Annotated in this window: 17 protein-coding genes and 2 pseudogenes; 11 read left to right on the top strand and 8 right to left on the bottom strand. The window is 59.7% G+C overall.

Annotation, left to right across the window (positions count from 1 at the left end):
- Positions 1-761: 761 nt before the first annotated feature.
- From IWY39_RS10005 to IWY39_RS10015, 3 genes are read left to right on the top strand one after another with little or no spacing between them, the layout of a single operon-like run.
- Positions 762-2000: a site-specific integrase gene (locus IWY39_RS10005; RefSeq protein WP_196871299.1), complete on the top strand. Its 1239-nt coding sequence runs from the start codon at positions 762-764 to the stop codon at positions 1998-2000.
- On the top strand, positions 1997-2968 hold the full coding sequence (locus IWY39_RS10010; RefSeq protein ID WP_196871433.1) for a tyrosine-type recombinase/integrase: 972 nt from the start codon (positions 1997-1999) through the stop codon (positions 2966-2968). Before IWY39_RS10005 ends, IWY39_RS10010 begins: the two co-directional genes overlap by 4 nt.
- Positions 2965-3981, top strand: coding sequence for a tyrosine-type recombinase/integrase (locus IWY39_RS10015; protein WP_145169984.1), 1017 nt, complete (start codon positions 2965-2967; stop codon positions 3979-3981). Before IWY39_RS10010 ends, IWY39_RS10015 begins: the two co-directional genes overlap by 4 nt.
- A gap of 145 nt (positions 3982-4126) precedes the next feature.
- On the opposite strand, the pseudogene tnpC reads toward IWY39_RS10015, so the two are convergent.
- Positions 4127-5023: pseudogene (gene tnpC / locus IWY39_RS24585) on the bottom strand (IS66 family transposase); the annotation flags it as partial.
- Between tnpC and IWY39_RS10025 the strand changes: the two are divergent.
- Entirely contained in the window at positions 4943-5128 is a 186-nt protein-coding gene (locus IWY39_RS10025; RefSeq protein ID WP_107126049.1) for a hypothetical protein, read from the top strand. The pseudogene tnpC and the gene IWY39_RS10025 sit on opposite strands and share 81 nt — an antisense overlap.
- Before the next feature lie 37 nt (positions 5129-5165).
- On the opposite strand, the gene tnpB is transcribed toward IWY39_RS10025, so the two are convergent.
- Both tnpB and tnpA read right to left on the bottom strand, forming a co-directional pair.
- The gene (gene tnpB, locus IWY39_RS10030) at positions 5166-5522 is read right to left on the bottom strand and encodes an IS66 family insertion sequence element accessory protein TnpB (protein WP_409994392.1); all 357 of its coding nucleotides are present in this window, start codon (positions 5520-5522) and stop codon (positions 5166-5168) included.
- A complete protein-coding gene (gene tnpA, locus IWY39_RS10035; RefSeq protein ID WP_107126048.1) occupies positions 5519-5911 on the bottom strand; it encodes an IS66-like element accessory protein TnpA in 393 nt (130 codons plus the stop codon). Before tnpA ends, tnpB begins: the two co-directional genes overlap by 4 nt.
- A 200-nt stretch (positions 5912-6111) precedes the next feature.
- On the opposite strand from tnpA, the gene IWY39_RS10040 reads away from it, so the two are divergent.
- Positions 6112-6297: a hypothetical protein gene (locus IWY39_RS10040; protein ID WP_107126047.1), complete on the top strand. Its 186-nt coding sequence runs from the start codon at positions 6112-6114 to the stop codon at positions 6295-6297.
- Between the two features lie 266 nt (positions 6298-6563).
- Positions 6564-7442, top strand: coding sequence for an OmpA family protein (locus IWY39_RS10045; RefSeq protein ID WP_107126046.1), 879 nt, complete (start codon positions 6564-6566; stop codon positions 7440-7442).
- A gap of 484 nt (positions 7443-7926) precedes the next feature.
- Here IWY39_RS10045 and IWY39_RS10050 read toward each other — a convergent pair whose 3' ends face one another.
- Positions 7927-8880, bottom strand: coding sequence for an acyl-CoA desaturase (locus IWY39_RS10050; RefSeq protein WP_107126045.1), 954 nt, complete (start codon positions 8878-8880; stop codon positions 7927-7929).
- An 86-nt stretch (positions 8881-8966) separates the two neighbouring features.
- On the opposite strand from IWY39_RS10050, the gene IWY39_RS10055 reads away from it, so the two are divergent.
- Positions 8967-9290 (top strand): metalloregulator ArsR/SmtB family transcription factor, encoded by a 324-nt coding sequence (locus IWY39_RS10055; protein ID WP_107126044.1) that lies wholly within the window; start codon positions 8967-8969, stop codon positions 9288-9290.
- Positions 9291-9379: 89 nt separating this feature from the next.
- Here IWY39_RS10055 and IWY39_RS10060 read toward each other — a convergent pair whose 3' ends face one another.
- Entirely contained in the window at positions 9380-10549 is a 1170-nt protein-coding gene (locus IWY39_RS10060) for a PepSY-associated TM helix domain-containing protein (protein ID WP_229380763.1), read from the bottom strand.
- 17 nt (positions 10550-10566) lie between these two features.
- Entirely contained in the window at positions 10567-12678 is a 2112-nt protein-coding gene (locus IWY39_RS10065; protein ID WP_107126043.1) for a TonB-dependent siderophore receptor, read from the bottom strand.
- 301 nt (positions 12679-12979) lie between these two features.
- Between IWY39_RS10065 and IWY39_RS10070 the strand changes: the two genes are divergently transcribed.
- Both IWY39_RS10070 and IWY39_RS10075 read left to right on the top strand, forming a co-directional pair.
- On the top strand, positions 12980-13267 hold the full coding sequence (locus tag IWY39_RS10070; protein WP_196871434.1) for a hypothetical protein: 288 nt from the start codon (positions 12980-12982) through the stop codon (positions 13265-13267).
- A gap of 27 nt (positions 13268-13294) precedes the next feature.
- Positions 13295-14101, top strand: a pseudogene (locus IWY39_RS10075) (alpha/beta fold hydrolase); the annotation flags it as partial.
- Positions 14102-14398: 297 nt separating this feature from the next.
- Here the strand turns inward: IWY39_RS10075 and IWY39_RS10080 are convergent.
- Complete coding sequence (locus IWY39_RS10080; protein WP_107124903.1) at positions 14399-14926, bottom strand: AAA family ATPase; 528 nt, start codon at positions 14924-14926, stop codon at positions 14399-14401.
- A gap of 812 nt (positions 14927-15738) precedes the next feature.
- Between IWY39_RS10080 and IWY39_RS10085 the strand changes: the two genes are divergently transcribed.
- Positions 15739-16527, top strand: a complete 789-nt coding sequence (locus IWY39_RS10085) for a polysaccharide deacetylase family protein (RefSeq protein ID WP_107124904.1) — start codon at positions 15739-15741, stop codon at positions 16525-16527.
- Positions 16528-16752: 225 nt separating this feature from the next.
- Positions 16753-18447 carry a glycoside hydrolase family 43 protein gene (locus IWY39_RS10090; protein ID WP_107125021.1) on the top strand — a complete coding sequence of 565 codons (1695 nt, stop codon included), beginning with the start codon at positions 16753-16755 and terminating at the stop codon, positions 18445-18447.
- 267 nt (positions 18448-18714) lie between these two features.
- On the opposite strand, the gene IWY39_RS10095 is transcribed toward IWY39_RS10090, so the two are convergent.
- On the bottom strand, positions 18715-20313 hold the full coding sequence (locus tag IWY39_RS10095; protein WP_315897826.1) for a GH39 family glycosyl hydrolase: 1599 nt from the start codon (positions 20311-20313) through the stop codon (positions 18715-18717).
- Positions 20314-20335: the final 22 nt, after the last annotated feature.

A 20335-nucleotide genomic window follows, 5' to 3' on the forward strand; every position in this document is an offset into this window, starting at 1 on the left:
TTATCCAGAGCATGGTTTTATCTGGGGTATTTTGGGATATAGTCCGTGCTTGCCGGAGATTTCGGCGCGCTGGGCTCCAGATAAAAGCCGCGACCTTGCTGTTGGCGGCCGCCGCGTGCGGGGGCGAAGTTGCAGATACCATTGCGTACCAGGTCGACGATCGAGGACTATGTCGCCACACAGGAGTGGCGGCGCGCGCGACTGTCGCGCTGCCCGCTCCACCCGAACGGTGGCTGTGCATTTCGGCGTCACGGCAGTTATGCGCGCCTGACCAGCCCGGGTGTACGGATCGCTCGCTGCTATTGCCCACAAGGGCGCATAACATTCAGCTTGCTCCCGGATTTTCTCGCCGCTCGCCTGCCCGGTTCGCTTGCCGCGATTGATCGCAGCGCTGGGATCGCCGCGTCGGCGCGGAGCATGGAAGCCGCCGCAGACGCAGCACGCGGGCCCGATATTTGCCTTCCAGGCGCGGTGCGCTGGCTTCGCCGCCGTGTGGTCGCGGTGCGCAGATCCGTTGCCGCCGTTGAAGTGATGGCGCCCCAGCTGGCAAGGCCGGGCTTGCCGGTGGGTGACGTTCCGGCCCTTGCAATGCTTCGCCGAGCTCTTTCCCCGCAGCTGTTGCACTGCATTCCGGCGCCCCTGGGATTCCGGCCTATCCAGAGGATTGGCAGTGGCGACGCCGCCGGTGGCTCTTGCCAACACGATGCGGGGCGTGATCACGCGTTCATCGCGAGCTACGCTTTGCCGATCGAGGTAAAGCCATGCCCATACATGTCGATCATATCGCCGCAGCCGACCCTGCCGCGCCCACCCCCGACGATATCCGCCGCATCTGGAGCGCGGAGCGGCGGCTTGGGGCAGGAACAACGATTGTCTATCTGAACCGCATCCAGCAGTTTCGTACCTATTGCGCCTTGCACGGCTTGGTCGAGCGAGAAGAGTTGACCCTCGAACGAGTTGGCCGGTTCATAGACTGGTATGCGAAGCGACGGGGTCTCGACCCGCTTTCTCTCCGCCTTTCCAGCACCGCCCTGCTGTCGCTCAGCCGTGTCTATCATCGCTTGGGGCTTGCCCCACCTGACTGGCGACCGCCTCGTCCGGTGAAGGCTCTGCTGACGCCGTTGCTCGCGCAATATGCCGCCTATCTGACCCAGCACCGCGGTAATCCAGAGGTGACGGTTCACAAGAAGCTGGGCCACATCGGCAGACTTCAGGATCATTTGATCCAGGCCGGCAAGGACTGGCACTCGATGCAGCTAACCGATGTCGACGCATTTCTGGTTGGCTGCGCCGCGCGATATTCCCGATCGCATGTGAGCGATCTCGCTTGCACGGTACGCTGCTTTTCCCGTTTCCTGCACTGGAGTGGCCAGAGCCCGGTCGATATCAGCGAGGCCGTGATCGCGCCCGTGCAACGACGGCACGAGCGACCGAGACGGTCCCTTTCCTGGGACGATGTGAAGCGGCTCCTGATGGCCGTGGACAGATCGAGTCCGTCGGGCCTTCGCGACTACGCGATCCTGCTGATGATGAGCACCTATGGCTTTGGCGCCGGCGAGATCATCCGCTTGCAGTTTCAGGATATTGACTGGGATAGCGGCACGCTGTCAGTCCTTCGCCCAAAGACGGGCGTCGCATTCACGCTGCCGCTGTTGCCACCCGTCGCCAAGGCGCTGGCAGAGTATCTACGCCACGGCCGGCCCGCTGATACACCCACCCGCCATCTTTTCGTGCAGATGAAGATGCCGCTGGAGCCATTCGTCGCTTCGAGCGCGATACGCCACATCTTGATGAAGCATGCGAAGATCGCGGGGATCGATGCGCCATTTCTGGGCAGCCATGTCTTGCGACACTCTCACGCGGCGCGCCAGATCGACCTTGGTGCGCGGCCCCAGGTGGTATCGGATCTCCTTGGTCACCGGGATCCAGAGTCGGTCTCGGCCTATGTGCGGATCGCCACCGCATCCCTGCGCGAGATCGCATTGCCGGTGCCAACATGACCACCGTCGTCGTCCTGGAAGAGTTGAGGAACGACGCCGCGAGCTTTCTGGCATTCAAGCGCGCCATGGGCTATCCCTATCGACGCGGCGAGTTTGAGATCGAACGCTTCCTTCGCTTCGTCGAAGACCAGTGGGGCGACGATGTCGATATTCCGCTGGCCGAAGCGATTAGCCGCTGGTGTGGCCGCTTGCCCGACCGCAAGGCCGTCACGCTCGGCAATGAGTTCGGGGTCATTCGTCAACTTTGCCTGCATCGCCGTCGTCGCGATCCCACCAGCTATGTGCCCGAGCACGCCTTTGCGCCGGTGAAGGAGTCGACGTTCTTTCCTTATATTTTCAGCCGCGACGAGATCCGCTGCATTCTCGCCGCCGCGTCAGCGCACCAAGGCCGCTTCATATGGGCATCGATGCTGCGAAGGCTGATTCTCGTGCTTTACTGCACCGGCCTCAGGCTCGGCGAGGCGGTGCGTCTGACCATGGATGATGTCGATCTCGACCGTGGGACCTTGCTCATCCGCAACAGCAAACGGCGTACGCGGATCGTCCCCATGCGCGACGATCTTGTCGCAGAGCTTCGCCTCTATGTCGATGATCGATGCCGGTTACTTCACGATCGTGGTCAAGTGGATTCCGAAGCGCTGTTCGTTCGCCTCAACGGCGCGCCACTCCATACCCACGCTGCGTCCGAAGCTATTCGCAAGCTCCTGCGCCGCCTCGATATCAAGCCTGCGCAAGGGCGCGTCGGAGCGCGTCCATATGAGTTTCGGCATGCATTCGCGGTTCACCGCCTGACGGCATGGGCGGAGGAAGGTGCTGACATTCACGCCAAGCTCCCTTGGCTTTCGGCCTATCTCGGGCACCAGAACGTCATTGGGACCGAGGTCTATCTGAAGGCGACGCCGCAACTCCTGGAACTCGCGAGCACGCGCTTCGAACAACATATGCGACACGCCCGGCAGCCACGATGAGTAAGGCCGGACCTCAGATGCTGTTCGCTCTGGTGGAGTCGTTCTTCTCCAACTATCTGCCGCGTCAGCGCGGCGCGAGCCCACATACGACGCGCGCCTATCGCGACACGCTCAAGCTGCTGTTTCAATTCATTGCCCAGCATCGCAGCCGCGAGGTCGCCGCGCTTGTGCTGGAGGATCTCGATGCCGACACCGTCGCTGGGTTCCTCGATCATCTCGAGGGCGGAAGATCGAACTCCACCGCGACGCGCAACTGCCGCCGTGCCGCGCTTCGCAGCTTCTTCAAGCACCTCTTGCGCAACGATCTCGACAATGCCCTCCGTTACACGCAGGTGCTGGCGCTGCCGTCGAAGCGGGCGAGGCAAAAGCCCGCAACTTACCTCGAAGCAACCGACGTGCGGGCCATCATCGCCCATCCCGATCGGCGGACCCGCAGTGGCTGGCGCGACTACACGCTGCTGCTTTTCCTCTATAATTGCGGCGCCAGAGTGAGCGAAGCAACCGGCCTGCTGTGGCAGGACCTTCAACTGACGCCGCCACACCAGGCCCGACTACATGGGAAGGGCCGCAAGGAGCGGTTCGTTCCGCTATGGCGCGAGACGGCCGACGCGTTGCGGCGCCTGCAAAACCTGTCGGGTGCCGCGGGTCAGCAGCATGTTTTTATGAACCGACACGGCCAGCCGCTGACCCGCGATGGAGCGGCGTACATCCTTACCAAGCATGCCTCGCCAGTCGTCCAGGATCGGCCAAGGTTGGCGCGTGACCGCATCACTCCTCACGTTTTCCGCCACAGCTGCGCCGTCGCGCTCCTGCAGTCAGGCACCGACGTGACCGTGATCCGCGATTATCTCGGTCATTCCAGCATCGCGACCACGAACCGGTATATCTTAACGAACCTGAAGATGAAGCGCGATGCGCTACAGAACTTTTGGAAGCACGCTGGCATCGAACCCGCAAAGGCCACGCCTTGGAAGCCAAAGCCGGATCTGCTTTTGTACCTCCGGTCCCTATGATTTTATCACGAGGTCCACGCAGAGCTTTTTCGCCGATCCCGGACATCAGCATCGCGTGGCCCCAGATAAAACCATGCTCTGGATAATGGCTCCAGCATCCCACTTCGACGATATCCCTGGGCGCCTTGGTCTTGGGGTCACGGTAAAGTGCGTTGTACCCGGCAAAGCCGTCTGCCTGTAGATACCCCCGATAGTCGGCGAGATGTTCTGCCGGATGCGCTCCGCCACGATCGGCGCTGAAGCGGAAGACCACGGCAGGCGGGCTCATATCGCCGCTGGAGCGGTCATCACGCAGATATACCCAGAAGTGCCCAGTCCGGCTGCCATCGCCATTGCCCAGCAGCGTGACCGGCGTGTCGTCACCGTGGATCTTGGCGGCTTCCCGGATATAGGCGAACAGCCGCTCACCCAGCGGCGCCAGCAGCCATGCCAGTTTTCGGGCCCAGCGGCTCATCACGTCCCGATCGATGTGGAGTCCCACGCGGCGGAAGATCACCGACTGCCGATGCCAGGGCTGATGATCGACAAAGCGATTGACGACGAGATGGGCCAGCAAGCTGCTGCTCGCCATCACCTTGGGGAGTGGCAGATCGACAGCGGGGGCCTGGCGGATCTGTTCGCAGGACCGGCACACCAGTCTTGGTCGCACGTGGCGAATGACCCGGAAGCGCGCCGGGACATAGTCGAGAACCTCAGTGACAGCCTCGTTAATCTGTACTGACGGCCCGTTACAACCGGTACTGCACGGGCTGGGCTGATGATCGACTGTATGACGCGGGAAGTGCGCAGGAAGCGGAACACGGCCGCCGGATTTGCGGGCCGATTTCGCCACAGACGGTGCCGCCACCTCATCGTTGGCGGGTTGCGGTGCCTCGACCTCCTCGAACATCAGCCGCAGCTGGGCGATATCCATTTTCTCTGAGCTACGACCGAACTGGACGCGCAGCAGCCGCGCGACGCGATGCTCGAGCTTTTCGATCCGCAAGGTCTGGGCTTTGACCGTGGCTTCCGCGGCCCTCCGTTCGGCCCGTTCCTGCTCCATGGCATCGGCCATCTCCAGCAGCATTTTCTGCAGGAGGACTGGGTCTGTGGGAAGGCGATCAAGGGCGAACCGCATGCCACCGATAATAGCCCAAGCCCACGGTAAATCCTACATAAAATGGCGGCTTTCCTGATCTTTTTGGCTATGCGAGCCTCGGCGTGATGACCTCGTCGTGGACGATCGCCTGCTTCCAGTTCATGCCTTCGAGCAACATCGCAAGCTGGGCTGCCGACAGCCGCAGCGCACCCTCATGGGCACGTGGCCAAACAAACTTTCCGCGCTCGAGACGCTTCGCATACACGCATAGCCCTGAGCCGTCCCAGACCAGAGCCTTCAACCTGTCGCCCCTTTTCCCGCGGAACAGGAAAACCGCCCCCGAGAAGGGATCAAGCTGAAGAATATTGCGCACCTGCGCCGACAGCCCATCAAACCCCTTGCGCATGTCGCACGGCGCCAGCGACAGATAGATTTTCGTCGAAGGCGGGAAAGCCAGGCTCAATGATCCAGCTCCCGCAAGACATCGAGCACCTGTTTCAGGGCGGCCCGATCGACCTCGCCATCAACCAACACCGTCAGGCCGCACCGCCCTCGAACCTCAATCCGCCCTGGCTGCCGAGCTTTGGCCGACGGAGAAGACGATGCCAGTTCGACAGGCACGAAGCCCGCCATCGCCCCGCGAAGCAGCTGCTTGCGCCAGGTATAAAGCTGGCCTGTTCCAACGCTGTGCCGCCGAGCCACGGCCGAGACGATCGCCCCCGGCACCGTCGTCTCCTTCAGGATCGCCAGCTTCTCCTCGTCGCTCCAGTTCCGACGCCGCTCCACCCGTACAAGCGCTCCGCCATCACCGCGACCGCTCATACGAGGCTCGTTTGACTGCTCGATGTCCATGCTCACACCTCCTCAAAGGCCGCGAGCTTTCCTATTCCGATGCCGGCAACAAGGCCGCCTTCCGTCGGCGCTTACAAAACACCGTCACTCTCGTCGGCTTCGTCGGCAACAATCCCGCCTTCAACCTAGGCTGTGGTGTGGCGTAGCGCTGGGCAACAGCAGCCTGCTGGTTTAGGCATTGCCTGTAACGGGGAGCAGCTATGAACGGATATGTGCAATTCGAGTCGCCGGACGGCGAGCCTATCGTCGTCAATACGGATCGGGTCAATTTCGTGCGCCGGTTCAGAGGCGAAAACGCCGCTTGCGCCATTAATTTCGAGAAAGGAAATTATATCGTCGTGAGAGGCGGCCTTGATGAGGTAATGAATGCACTCGCTGAAAGTTGAGATGGAACGAAGCCATGGATTGATGGCCGCAAACCTATGTCGGCTCGTCGCGTGGCGAACGCAAACTATCGATGCTATTATCGATTCTGGCATCTGTTCATCTGTTGGACAGGTTATCCTCAACAGTCTGAATGTCACGTTCGCAGAGCATAATTTCAGGCTGCGAATCCAGTGAGTAGACGGCGGGTTAATGTTTTTTGCCCGCGTCCGGCAGATGGGTCGACGATTAACGTTGATCCACGGCTCAATTGCTGAAGAGGAACGCGATGAGTATCATTTCTAATAGTACAAGACTTCTGTTGCTGAGTGCGCTGTTTACTGGCGCAGCGACTAATGCATCAGCACAGACGCAGCCGCTTCCTGACGCCCCCCTTGAAGTGACCGTTACTTATCCGACCCCGGCGGAACGGTCAGAACTGTCCGAAGGCCCGAAAGTAGAGGGCATCATTTCTGCGCGCAGCGGTGCCAAAGTGCAGGTCACTGCCGTTGATGGTACTAAATCGATCGTCACGATCGACGACATGACCCGCATCACCGCCAGCAAAGGCCTCTTTGGCTTGAACAGCGACAAGCTGGCAGCGACCTCGCTGATTAACGGCCTGCCGGTGACCATCAAAACGTTGCGGTCGGGCGACGCCCTTCTGGCAAGCCAGATCAAGCTGACCGGCAAGGATCTCAAGACTGCCACGATGATCCACAACGGAACCGATCAGCGCTTTAACGAACAGACCGCTGCAACAGAGGCGCTGCGCGGACGCATGGGCGAGATCGATCAGTATAACATCAAGAGCACAACCAGCGTGAATTTTGAAACTGGCAAAGCTGTTTTATCCCCGCAAGCGAAGAGCGACCTGTGCAATGCTGCGAGCACCGCGCAAGGCATGGACAATGCCCTCCTGCTCGTCGTGGGATATACCGATTCCACAGGCAGCGCTGAATTCAACCAGGCACTTAGTGAGAAGCGAGCCGGTGGCGTCGTCAATTATCTCCAGCAAGCCTGTCACTGGAAGCCCTATCGCATGTTGACCCCCACCGGCATGGCACAGGCAGACCCGCTGGCGGACAATAGCACGGAGGAAGGTAAGGCACAGAATCGTCGCGTCGAGGTGAACGTTCTAGTCAGCAAGGGGCTGGACGGCCTTTGAAGTAAGGGATGGGGCGCCCGGCCCCATCTTATACCAGCCGTTGTGTCTCCCATCTCGAGTGGGCCATGCGCCATTTATTGTCATTCCGGGGCGAATTTTCGTTTCCCAATAGCCGACTTAAACTGTCAGCTTCGCCGCAGCACAAGCAGCCATTCGACCGTGCTATGGGGTTTTTGGCCCCCCGTTTGATTAATCCGAACCACGGCATGTCGCGCCGCGTGATTGCCCGGAGCTTTCGGCTATAATACAACTATGGACCGGATCACCACGAGGAACAGGCACGCCGCTGGCGACGATCAATGTGACCGAATGCGCACCTCCCATGCTGGGCGGCATGTGTGCGATCGGTCGAACAATCCTTAACGCGCCGTTGGATTTACGCTCAATGGCGCCTGATCCAAGCAATTGTGAAAGTCCCATCTGGCTCGGCAGAACCTTGTAGGCTTCGACAGATCCTTTCGCCAGAAAGAGGACGGCGCATGGGCTATATCTCTTTCAGAGTTATCGGGCTGGCGGGGAGGAACTGAGGCGCGTTCGCTATCTGCGTTACAGCTTCGGCGCGGTCCAGATGGTGCGGGAGGACGATGTCCCATGCTAGCCCAAGCTTCTGAAGCAACTGAATAGAGGCGTAACCCCAGTCGCTTTGACCGGGATGCAGGCCGATTCGCGCCGATCCCGGAAAGGCATGATGGTTGTTGTGCCAAGCCTCACCCATCGTCGGCATCGCGGCCCACGGCACGTCATGGGCCTGAACACCGGCACCATTGACCAGCCAGCTTTGCGGTCCCGTGCGATGCGCCAGATGGCCCACGAACCAGTGTCCGGTCACCGAAATGCTGACACGGGCGCAGATGCCCCAGACCACCCAGCTCCAGCCGCCGCCGATGAATAGTAACGCGGCGACAGGGATTTGCTGCGCCATCCATGTGGCTTCCAGAAAGCGGTAGAAGGAGTCTTTTCCCGCCTCGCCATACTCAAAGGTCGGCGGATGCTTGAGATCCAGTCGGCAATGGAGTTGCCAGAAGGCATCCCTTGGCATCGACCGGCGATGGGCGAGATAGTCATGGCAGTCGGGCTGGCGCTGAGCCCAGTCGCGCATGTCATGGGTACGGATCATCCAGAGCGGGCCGCTCATGCCCACGCTGGTGCCGATCCAGACCAGCGTCCGTTCCAGCCATTTGGGGCAATCGAAGCTGCGATGGATCAGGCGGCGATGGAAACCGACGCTGTGCCCCAATAGCAGCGAGGCGCCGGTCAGGAACAGGAAGATCGCGACGGCGCTCCAGCTGAAAAAGATCGGGGCGAGACAGACAGCCCCCAGCAACATGCCGCCATTCCACAGGGAATGCGTAGCATCCCACCGGACGGTCCCGTCCACAGGGTTGCAACCCGGCACTTCCCTTAAGCTGTTCACGCTGCACCGATCAGTGATGTCCATAGCGCTAACCTCCAAGGTATTTAACTCAATTCTTAAATGATAGCCGAGGCTTGTCAAGTGGTTAGCTTATTCCTTAAATATGCCCCATGCAGAAAGTCTTCGAAGCTCTCGCCTCAGCGCCGCGCCGCAAGATACTGGCGTATCTCGCGCATGCCGAACTCAACGCCGGCGACATTGCGTCCCGGTTTGAGATGTCCAAGCCTGCGGTGTCACAGCATTTGGCGGTACTGGAGAATGCAGGCTTGATCGTCAGCGAAAAACGCGGCCAGTTCGTCTATTACAGCCTCGTCCCCGACAGCCTCGCGAACACTCTCAACGCCTATGTCCAGGAGGTCTGTCCGGTGTCGCGGCCACTCAAGGCGGAAAGCGCGAAGATTGCGAAATCTCGGAAGGGTCCTACCGAGACCTGATCAGTGACCTAGTCGCGGGACCGAAGCAGAATGTCCGCTGGTGGGTGAGAGAATTTGCATCCCGAGCGGCCGGAATGGGTCGACTTCCTTCAACTCGCTCCCCCAATCGCCCCCGGCGTCAGGATCAGGGTGAGGAGAATGAGGGCAATGCCGATATATCCCCAGGCACCCATGCCCTGCCAGGCGATCTTCACGGTGCTCGCATCGGATCGCGACGATCTGGCCAGCCGCATTGCGTAGATCATCGTGCCGGTGACGGCCATCGCCGTCAGCAACGCGCCGAACAGGAACCAGATGACTTTCGTCCACAGGCCGCCGAACGTGCCGAAATGCAGCGGATCGGCCATTTCGGAAATGCGCTGATGCGCGCTTAGCGTGCGTCCGTCCAGCTGCGCAACGACGCGCGACGTCGCCGGATCGACGACCACTGCATTGGCGCGATCGCGCACCAGCCAGGCGGATGACTGGCCCAGGAGGATTACGCCATTGTCGGGCGTGAAGCGGACTTCCCGAACGTCGAGCGCAGGATCGGCTCTGCGCGCTATGGCAACCAGCCGGTCCAGCGCAACGCCGGTCGGCATGGGACTTGCCTCGACGTCCGGCACTTTGGGCACCCTGGCGTTCCCGCCCAATGTCTCCACCAGATACCACAGGCCCGTGACCGCAATCAGCGCCACAAACCACAGGCTCCACAGCCCGATCAGGCGATGCAGGTCACCGGTCATCCGTCGGCCATCTCCGCCGCGCGGTGCTCGAAAGAAGCCGCGCCACCATTTCTTGTAGGTGACCATGCCCGACACCAAAGATACCGCCAGCAGGAGGGCCAGCGAACAGACGATCGGTATGCCGATCTTCGTCGGCAGCATCAGGTGGCGATGGGCCTGCCGCAGGAAGCGATGGACATTGGCCCAGCCATGCCGGCCTGTAACCTTTGCTGTCCACGGATCGACATAGACCCGCTCCGGCGCGCCCTTGCCACGACTGACCCAGGCCTCGACCGCGAACCAGGGGTCGATCGGCGCATAGAGCGTCTGTAGCCGGGCGTCGGGCGCGGCGCGGGCCGCCGCCTGCGCCAACGCCCCCCAGGACGCGACGGGTTCAGACCGGGGCGATACCCGCATGGCGGGCGTCGCCAGCCAGTCGATTTCATGCGCGAACACGGCGAAGGTGCCCGTCGCCAGAATGAAGGTCAGCAAGATCGACAGTTTGAGGCCAATCCAGCTATGCACCACCCACCACAGCGATCGGCCCTTTTTCACGCGCAGCTGATCCATGGTCAGAACTGAAAGCGCAGTTCGGCCAGGAATGTCCGCGGCTCGCCGGGAAAGTGCCCGCTCTGCGCAGAAAAGCCCGATGCCGCATAGACTTTGTCGAATATATTATCGACGCGCAGCATCAGTTCGGCAAAGCCAAGCCCCTTGATGATCGATGCGTCAAAGATCGTGTAGGGCTTGACGGTCTGCCCCGACAGGCTGATCCGCTTCGACACATGTTCACCGCCCACCGCAAAGGCGGCGTCGATCGCCGGCACCTGGTAGCGGGTCCAGAAGCCCACTTTATGCTTGGGCGCATTGGCGAAGCGATTGCCGACGGCATTGGTGATCGCCTGGCCCGCAATCGTGCCGGTGATCTTCGTGTCGTTATAGCCATAATTGACCAGCGCCACCCAATTGGCGGTTATGTCGGTCGACAGGTCGATCTCGAACCCCTTGCTCGTCACCTCGCCGATCGGGCGCAACTGGTCCTGGCCGTTGACGGGCGGCAGGCTGGTATCGGCCTGGAGGATATTCTTGCGCACGATGCGGTAGGCCGCCAGATTGGCCTGGAGCCTGCCGTCTAACAGGTCGGTCTTGATGCCGCCTTCGAACTGGTCGCCGGTAACAGGCGCGAAGGGACCACCGACATCGCCATTCTGGCTAGCGGCCGTCTGTGGCTCGAAACTTTGCGACCAGCTCAGATAGACGGACACATCCTTGCGCGGCTTGTAGATCGCGCCGGCGCGGAAGGTGATATCCTCATCCTCATAAGAAGCAGCGTTGACAACCGCGTCCTCGAACTTGTCGTAGCGCACGCCACCGACCAGCATGAAGGCTTCGCTCAGGCTGATCTGGTCCTGCAGATAAGCGCCCTGGCGCTTCGTGCGCGTATCCGTGACGGTGAAGGGCAGCAAAGCGGCCCTCGCGACATCGCGCGCGCTGTTGGTGTAGACAGGATTGCTGAGGCTGAGCGGCGTCACGCCCGCCCGCAGGATACGCGAATTAAGCACGCTCGTTTCGTCATACCAGTCCGCCCCGGTCTGGAATTTATGCTCCATCCCGAGCAGATCGACCCGCGCCGTCAGATTGGCGGAAAAGGACAGGCCATCGACATTGCGGATCTGGTCGCGAAACTCGCGCGCGACCAGATCGTCGCTACCCGCCACCAGTCCGCGCGGCTCATGATATTGCTGCGTCTCGGTCGCTTTGAAATAGCGGACACCTGCGTCGAACGTGACCCGGTCGCTGATCGCGGTCGCATACCGCGCCTGATAGGCCTGCGACTTGAGGTGGAGAAAGTCGGTGGGTTCGTTGGCATTCCAGCGAATATCGGTCAGAAAATTGCCGTCATTATCGGTCAATATGCCGCGCAGACGGTTGGCCTGAAGATCATTGTCATAGACCGTGGCCTGAAGCGTCAGCTTGCCGCCGTCGTTGGTCTTGATGGCAAGGCCGCCATCGCCGATCAGCGATACATTCTTCGTATTGCGCCGATAGGGATTCATCGCCTCGTAAAAGCCGCCGAGGCGGTAAGTGACGATTCCGTCTTTGTCGATCGGGCCGGTCGCTTCAGCCGATATACCGCGACGATCATAATTGCCCGCCGTCGCCACCAGACGCATGGCGCTAGTGTCGCCGGGCACCTTCGACACATAATTGATGATGCCGCCGGGCGAACCGGGACCAAAGAAAAGCCCAGCCGGTCCCTTCAGCACCTCTACCCGTTCGATATTGAACAGCTGCGGCACGGAAAAGCCGATGAACGGATTGCCACGCATCCCGTCGTAGAAGGACTGGTCCTGGCGAAATCCGCGAAAGGTGACCCCTGCATAGCTGAAGAAACTGACGCCAGAAATATTGCGATAGATGTCGGTCGCGTCGCGCGCGCCCTGATCGGCAAACAGATCCTTGTTGATCACCTGCAAGGCCTGCGGAATGTCGAGCGGATCTTCGGCGCTTTTTCCGACGGTGGTGGTTTCTGTGCGGTAGAGGCGCTGGGCGCGGCCGGTTACGATGATCTGATCGCTCTCGGCCGTGCCCACATCCGGCGCCGACGCGGGGGCGTCCTGCGCAGAAGCCACCGACGCGCAGAAGGAAACAGACACAAACAGCGCCGCGCGGAATATGGACAAGATAACCCCCTTATCGGCTTCGCTAATGATAGTGATTCGCGATAGAGAGTTTGAATGGTCAGGGCAAGTCGCCAAACTCTATTCTCGCTGTTCACGATAGCGAGAGACAGACACGGCGCTAAGCTGGCAGCCCGTTAAGAGCGGACCTTCCGCACCTGGAATCGTTCATTGGCAGGCTGAACGGCAAACAAGGGTCGGCCGCTGCCGGAATATCTGGTCATGTCGGCCCAATCGATGATGGACGGGCGGTCAGAAAATTTGGCAAGCTGGCAGTCCGATATCCAAGATGATTGTGAAGTGTATGAAAAAGCTAGTCGCACTAGCCGCAACTATCGCCGCGTTTCCCGCAGCCGCCCAACCACAGATCCAAGAAGGTTTTGTGGGGCCGCACAACCGGGCGGAAGCGGTCAAAATCATTGCCGATCTGCGGGAGATCGTCAGCCCGGAGGGTTTGCAGGCGATTGAGACGGTGCCGATCGGTGGCATTTCCCAAGCCGTATCAATCCGCAGCCAGGATTTGCGAAACCCCGTGTTGATCTACTTCCATGGCGGTCCCGGATTCGTCGAGATGCCCCTCGATTGGTGGTAGGATCGCGGGTGGGACGAGTATTTCACTGTTATTCATTGGGACCAGCGCAACGCTGGCAAGACGTATACATTGAGCGGCGCGAGTGATCCTGCCACGTTGACGCCCGAGCGCTTCCAAGCCGATGCCGAAGAGTTGGTGCAGTGGGCACGCAAGCGGTTCGGTAAGCGCAAGGTGTTCGTGCTCGGACACAGCTGGGGCAGCATGTTAGGACTGAAGCTTGCGGTAGCGCATCCCGAATGGCTCTATGCCTACATTGGGATGGGCCAGCTAACGGACGGACTGGAGAGCGAGCGGCGCGGTTGGCAATGGACAATTTCCAAGGCGCGGGCCGACGGTAACACGCAAGCCGTGCACGAAATGGAAGCAATCGCCCCCTACGGCGCCGCTGACCGTCCGCTCACCGTTGCCGCTATCCTGACGCAGCGCAAGTGGCTGAACCATTACGGCGGTGCGGCGTGGCGCAGGCCGGGCGGCGACTTCGAGGCGGCCGCTTTCAAGCTGGCTCCGGAATACACCGATGAAGATGTCCGAAACGCGTTCAAGGGTCAGGAACCGGTCACCCAGGCCCTGCTGCCCAAGGTTTTAGCAACCGACCTCTCGACGATACGGCGATTGAATGTCCCGCTGGTGCTGCTGCTTGGCCGGCACGACGTGAATGTGTCGAGCGAGGTGGCAGCCGAGTGGTTCGCGAGGGTGGACGCGCCGTCGAAACGATTGATCTGGTTCGAGCGATCAGGCCATCACATCACCAGCGAGGAACCGGGCAAACTGCTATCGACGCTGGTGACCGAGGCCCGGCCGATCGCTGCAAGTGCCGGCGATTTTGCCCCGTAGATTATGCCAATTCGGCAAACGTCTTTGGCGCCTGTCCAAAAAGCTTCGTTCGGATTTTCGAGATCAGCAGTCATGCCCTCATCCGACGAAAGGGCTAATTTGGTCGACACCTGCCCGGAGACCCGCGAGAGTGAAATTCAGCCGCTGAGCGTCCGACAAGGGTCGATTTCACCCTGGGCCAACGCCGCGTCGTGGGACTTTGCATTCGTTTACAAAGAATTCGTCAAAAGGCGGGTTCAATCGAGAGCCGCCGTTCGCGCGAGTCCCGATCGGGATGCCGAGACGAGAATGTGCGGCCTAACGCCCCAGGCCGTTGGCGTGGTAGAAGGCTGCCAGCGCTTTGGTCGTAGTGATGTGTATCTTGGGCAGGCCTATGCCGTCGATCATGTCGCGATGACGAGTGCGGTTGGCTCTGGTGGCGAAGACGATGTGTCGGATCATATCCCATTTTACGCTATCGCGACCGCCCTCCAGCGCTCCGCGACGATCGCGCTCGAACCAGCAGCGCCGAATGTACCTAAACAGGCTGATTGTCATTGGAACGTCGAAAAGGATGAAGTCGGTCGCTCGTTTCAGCCGTTGGAGGAGCAATCGGGAGTAATTGCCTTCGACCACCCAGTGGTCGCCAGCGATCGCCGTATCGTGCAGCGCCGCGAACTCGTCTGGCGCTCGTGGAACCCAGTCGGTGTGCGGGAGATGGCGTAGCTGGTCGAGATGGATCACCTCCAAGCTCTGCGCTCGCCCTATTGCATCCGCAAGTGCCGACTTGCCGCTGTTCGACGGTCCCATGATGCAGATGCGTGTGCCCAACTCGTCCAGCGTCATGGCGCAAAATAACTCCTCGCGGCGTTAGATATGTCCGTGGCGGGTTCGGACAAGGGTTGTTCCCGATTGCGTTTTCCCGAAACGGCATATCGAGCTTGGAGAAGCAGGACGGTCGCGCATTCCTAAAACGGCCTGTTTCGGCAAGCTGGCAATGTCTGAGCGGCTGTCGACCGGCGGTTACATGACGCTCGGCCGACGACTCCTGGCAAATCCGGACGCTTACTTAACCGCAGAGTAACGACGACGCCTGATCGTGAATTGCCGTCTGGGCCGATGCGACCAAGCTTTATTTGGGCAAAAAATATTAGAGTAATCACGTTCACAATAATGCTCGAGAAGTGTAAATCGTCCAATTCATTCACGCTCGCTTTTTTCCGAGATTCTCCAACTTTCTAAATACGATCTAGGCGATTTATTGAACAGTAATTCGCTGTTAGATTAATAAATTGCTTGTCCATGGCGAAAGCTCTTCTGGCGCCATTTGTTCCTCCAGAGAAATCCGCAGAGATCAAAAAAGACCGCTGAATTCAGCGGTTTTTTGTGTCCAGCGTCCACCGGTTTCCGCTGGTGGATTTGCGAATTCAGGGTAGCTGAGGGTATCGGCCAACAGGGCTGAATCACATCGCCCCGCAGCTAGTCAGTGCGTCCCAAGGCTGAATACGCGCCGACAGTTTTATCCTCGCCCGGCGTGGCTCAATATCCAAAGCGCTTCGATCCTCATCGCCCGTATCAAAGCATATTGATGTATTGTCGGCAGACAATTTATGGTACCGCTATCAGAATCAATAAACTGCTTGATCGAGGGGATGATAATGAAAGGAATTTTGGCGCTCGCGCTGAGTCTGGTGTGCGGCGTGTCTGCGGCGTCGGCTAATAAATGGCCCAATGGGGCCAAGGCGGCCATCGTGCTGACATATGACGATGCGCTGGATTCCCAACTCGACAACGCCGTGCCGGTACTGGACGAGGCCGGGTTCAAGGCCACCTTCTTTCTCGCCAGCGTAAAACCCTCCGCGCTGTCGCGTTGGCGCGATGTGGCGAAGAAGGGACACGAACTTGGTAACCACACCAAATATCATGCCTGCCCAGCTTCCAGCAACGCCACCGATCTCAGCCACACATCCAACGTCTATACAACCGAGCAGATGCTGAAGGAGATTGAGGAACAGAATGTGTTTCTGACCTCGCTGGATGGCAAGTCGACCCATGGGTTCGCGTCGCCATGCGGTCAAACCCTGGCAGGCGGCGTGAATTATCTGGAGGCGTTGCGGGACGCAAAGCTGGTGACATATGTGCGCGGCGTCTACACTTCGCCTGAGAATTTGCGCGCCGACGTCGCAAAGATGGACCCGATGCGCATGCCCTCGCGCGGGTTCGAAGAGGGCGTCACAGGCGCAAAGCTGATCGAGTTCGCCAAGGAGGCGGAAGCCGGTGGCGGCATGGCCGTCTATCTGTTCCATGGTGTCGGCGGCGATTATCTTCAGGTTTCCAAAGCGGCACACCGCGAACTGATCGACTGGCTCGCCGCCCATCGCAGCGATGTCTGGGTGACCACCCTACAGGGCGCACTGGACTGGGCCAAGGCGCACCCGAATCCCTGAAATAGAGCGCCCCATCAACGGCTCGCGGAGGACGAAGGCAACATAATTGGGTGCGCAAGAGGCTACCATAGCAACCGTTATCACGGGAATGCATGTGATTGGCCGGAACGGCTCAAACTCCGCCCCCCTCCCGACTATGCGACGCAATGACATATGGCAGCGTCATACGCTGGACTGTGCCGCCCATCGACCTGCCTGGACACACCAAATGAAACGGAGATGCCGATGATCAGGCTCACCGCCCTTGCGACCATCGCATTCACCACCGTTCTGCCTCAGAGCGCCGCCGCCGGGGACGCACGCTTTGACTATTTCAGTTATGCCGGTCGCAGTCAGGAAAGAATTACGCTGGGGCCAGGGCAATATCGCAACCCGATCTTGTCAGGCTATGCACCGGATCCAAGCATCGTCCGCGTCGGGCAGGACTATTATCTGGTCAATTCCAGCTTCACCAACTTTCCCGGCCTACCGATCTATCACTCTCGCGATCTGGTGACGTGGCGCCAGATTGGTAACGCCATAAGCCGTTTCGGCCAGTTCGATTTTTCAAATCAATGGGTTTCGGGCGGCATCATGGCGCCTGACATCTCCTATCATAACGGCACCTTCTACATCGTCTCGACAAATAACCGCAATTTCGTGATCACGGCAAAATCTCCGCAAGGCCCCTGGTCGGATCCGGTGTGGCTGGATTTTGACGGGATCGACCCGTCATTATTCTGGGATGAGGACGGAACGGCCTACATTGTAAACAATGGCCCGCCCGACGGCCCTGCAAAATTTCCCGGACACCGGGTTCTATGGCTCCAGGCATTCGACCCGGTTGCCAAAACGACGGTCGGGCCGCGCATCCCCCTGGTAGGGGGCGGGGAAAATCCGCCGCATCTGTTCTGGCCAGAGGGGCCGCACATTTTCAAGAAAGATGGATGGTATTATCTGATTGCTGCCGAGGGCGGCACAGGCCCGGACGAGAAACATTCCCAAATCGTTTTCCGCAGTCGCATGATCGGCGGGCCTTATGAGGCCTTCAAGGGCAATCCGATCCTGACGCAGGCCGATCTGCCGACGACGCGGCCCCACCCGGTCGAAGCCGCCGGTCATGCAAAGTTCGTTACCACGCCGTCAGGTGACTGGTGGGCGGTCTTTCTGGCAGCCCGCGCCTACGCGCCAACCTTCTATAATATCGGGCGGGAAACCTATCTGTTGCCCGTCAGCTGGTCGGCCGACGGATGGCCCACCATATTGCCACATGGGACAGCGATCCCCTTCGCTCTGGACAAGCCAGCATCGGCGGGCGTGACTGAACCCGGCACACCGCAGAATGGCGATTTCTCCTATTTCGATAATTTCGACGAAAAGCGTCTGGGTCTGGGCTGGATGGGCATTCGCGTACCGGCCAAGTCCTTTTACGACCTTAGTGAAGGCCGCCTGATACTGGCGCCGGGTCATCGCTTCGGCGATCTTTCCGCAGCGCCAGCCTTCATTGCGCGCAAACAGGCGCACGCGACGGCAGAAGTATCGACCGCGCTGGACTATGAGCCTGACCATGAAGGCGACCGTGCAGGCCTCGTCGCGCTGCAAAGCGATAATGCCTATCTCTTTCTCGGCGTGATCAAAAGTCAGGGCAAGCGGCAGATTGCCGTCATGCGCCGCGAAACGGCGGGCGATCCGCAGGCCGGGAAGGCCGTTTCGTCGGTGGTCCTGCCACGCGGAGCACGGACAGTCCGGCTCAAGTTGACAATCGACGGTGGAGCGCTCAGCGCATCCTATGCCTGGGGCAGGTCGGGATGGAGGCCTTTGCAGACAGGTGGGGACGCAACGTTCCTCAGCACGAAAAAGGCGGGAGGCTTTGTTGGCACGATGATCGGATTGGCGAACGAAACCCATCGGTCGAACCACCCTGCCCCCGCCGCACCTTAGCTATATCGCTCGCGGCCGTCACTCTCTGTCCATCCGTCGCCTGTTGGCCATTTCACGCAGAATATGCGCGGGGTCGTCGTCTCGGCCAGCGGCATAGACCCATCCTGGTTCGGACAGGTTTTGAACTTTCGCAGTCCAAACCTGTCCGAGCCTCATAAAGGCCGCGCAAATCTGCGCTATCACCCGAAAAACGGCTGATCGGGGCCGATAGCCCATCCTTCCTTGTCGAGGACGTCCGAAAGCGGGTGCCAGATCAAGCCGCGATAGTTAGCTCCCTGCTCTCTCAAGCTTCACCAGCAATACGTCGTTGCTTCGGAGCGGAATGCTGCGGCGCATGCCGCCATCTGCGCCCACCTTGACAGTCTGGTCGATCTCCGGCGCGTCGCTGGTCAGCCCCTGCAAAGTGCTGATCTGGTCCGACGTCAATTTGTCAGGGCGGCCCCATTCCATATATTGCGTATAGGGGTCATTGGCCTTGTAACCAGTGCGATAGACCCGCAACCTGTAGCTGCCCGGCTTGAGCGAAGAGAGTTTCAGGTCAACCGGCGCCAGATTCGTCGCTGGATGAACCTTGGTGAAATAGGGTCGGTTGCTCTCTTTCTGGTCGGGGATGGTGTAATTCCAGATCACCCCGGCGAAATTGTCTCCATCGCGCGTCAGCCAGGATTCCTGGTCGCTGTTCCGCAACTCCTGCGAACCCAGCGCATGCAGATATTTATAGGCGAAGAAGGCAGATTTGCGGATGCCTTCCCGGTTGACGAGGCCAAAGCCACCATGGAAAGGCGTCGGCGGCGGACCGGCTTCCTCGAACAAGTCGGAATAGACCCAGTAGCTCATCGACTGGGCGTCCTTTTCCGTCCCTTTCAGCTTGTTGAGGATGAAGGGAGCGCTCAGATAGGCATCGTGAATGGGGTCACGCGGATTATAGCTGGTGCTCCATTCCGTAATGTAGAGCGGCAGACCCGGCTTGGATGACGCATCAATCTGGCTGCGCGCCCTGCGTATATCGCCGATCACGGCATTTCGATCGGGCACCAGCTTGTTGTCGCCCTGGCCCTTTTCGTCGAGGAAGCCCCCCGCGACACCATAGGTATGGGTGGCGATGAAATCGACAGGGAGCTTGTTCGCTTCGGCATAGGCGATGAATTCGGGAATCCATGCGACGCCTGCGGTAGCCGGACCGCCAACTTTCAGCGCGGGGTTTACGCCCCTTATGGCCTTCACCGTTTCCCCATAGAGACGGAAATAGGCCTGCTGGTCGGCATTGACCCAGAACCCGTCGAGATTTGGCTCGTTCCACATTTCGAAGCGCCAGCTTTCGACCTCTTTCCTGCCGAAATTGGCCTCCAGATTCTGGACGAAGGCCGTGATGAAGTCGGACCATTTCTTCCAGTCCTTGGGCGGCGACACATTGCCCCGCCAGTAGAAGATTGTGCGGTCCTGCGACGCCAGATCCTTGGGCATGAAGCTTACTTCGATCATCGGCTTGAAACCGGCCTTCAGCACCTCGCGGTACACCTGGTTGACCCGGTCGAAATTATAATAGGGCCGTCCGTCAATCTCGCGATAAGCATCCGTATCTTCGGTAAAAATGCCGTGGAAGCGGATATATTCGAAACCAGTCTCGTCATGCACCAGGCGCATCTGGTCCTGATTTTCCTTGCGCAGCAACAGCCCAGCATGACCCGAACCCACGCAATCCCGCCAGACCGTGCTCATAGGCCCGGAAATCGACTTCATGTTAGCAGAAATTGTGCGCGTGCCCTGTGCCGACGTCTGGGCGGACGTTAGCGAGACTATTGCCGCCATCGTCGCGACCGTCATTTTCCCGGCGAGAGATTTCATTGGAAAGTGCCTTTCATTCATTCTGAACTGAAAGAGAAAATCT

This window comes from Sphingobium sp. JAI105 (genome assembly GCF_015752145.1).
GTDB lineage: Bacteria > Pseudomonadota > Alphaproteobacteria > Sphingomonadales > Sphingomonadaceae > Sphingobium > Sphingobium xenophagum.

Coding starts and splice junctions, on each gene's coding strand:
- IWY39_RS10005 (WP_196871299.1), top strand. CDS start 762: ATGCCCATACATGTCGATCATATCGCCGCAGCCGACCCTGCCGCGCCC.
- IWY39_RS10010 (WP_196871433.1), top strand. CDS start 1,997: ATGACCACCGTCGTCGTCCTGGAAGAGTTGAGGAACGACGCCGCGAGC.
- IWY39_RS10015 (WP_145169984.1), top strand. CDS start 2,965: ATGAGTAAGGCCGGACCTCAGATGCTGTTCGCTCTGGTGGAGTCGTTC.
- IWY39_RS10025 (WP_107126049.1), top strand. CDS start 4,943: ATGCTCGAGCTTTTCGATCCGCAAGGTCTGGGCTTTGACCGTGGCTTC.
- tnpA (WP_107126048.1), bottom strand. CDS start 5,911: ATGGACATCGAGCAGTCAAACGAGCCTCGTATGAGCGGTCGCGGTGAT.
- IWY39_RS10040 (WP_107126047.1), top strand. CDS start 6,112: ATGAACGGATATGTGCAATTCGAGTCGCCGGACGGCGAGCCTATCGTC.
- IWY39_RS10045 (WP_107126046.1), top strand. CDS start 6,564: ATGAGTATCATTTCTAATAGTACAAGACTTCTGTTGCTGAGTGCGCTG.
- IWY39_RS10050 (WP_107126045.1), bottom strand. CDS start 8,880: ATGGACATCACTGATCGGTGCAGCGTGAACAGCTTAAGGGAAGTGCCG.
- IWY39_RS10055 (WP_107126044.1), top strand. CDS start 8,967: ATGCAGAAAGTCTTCGAAGCTCTCGCCTCAGCGCCGCGCCGCAAGATA.
- IWY39_RS10070 (WP_196871434.1), top strand. CDS start 12,980: ATGAAAAAGCTAGTCGCACTAGCCGCAACTATCGCCGCGTTTCCCGCA.
- IWY39_RS10080 (WP_107124903.1), bottom strand. CDS start 14,926: ATGACGCTGGACGAGTTGGGCACACGCATCTGCATCATGGGACCGTCG.
- IWY39_RS10085 (WP_107124904.1), top strand. CDS start 15,739: ATGAAAGGAATTTTGGCGCTCGCGCTGAGTCTGGTGTGCGGCGTGTCT.
- IWY39_RS10090 (WP_107125021.1), top strand. CDS start 16,753: ATGATCAGGCTCACCGCCCTTGCGACCATCGCATTCACCACCGTTCTG.
- IWY39_RS10095 (WP_315897826.1), bottom strand. CDS start 20,313: ATGAATGAAAGGCACTTTCCAATGAAATCTCTCGCCGGGAAAATGACG.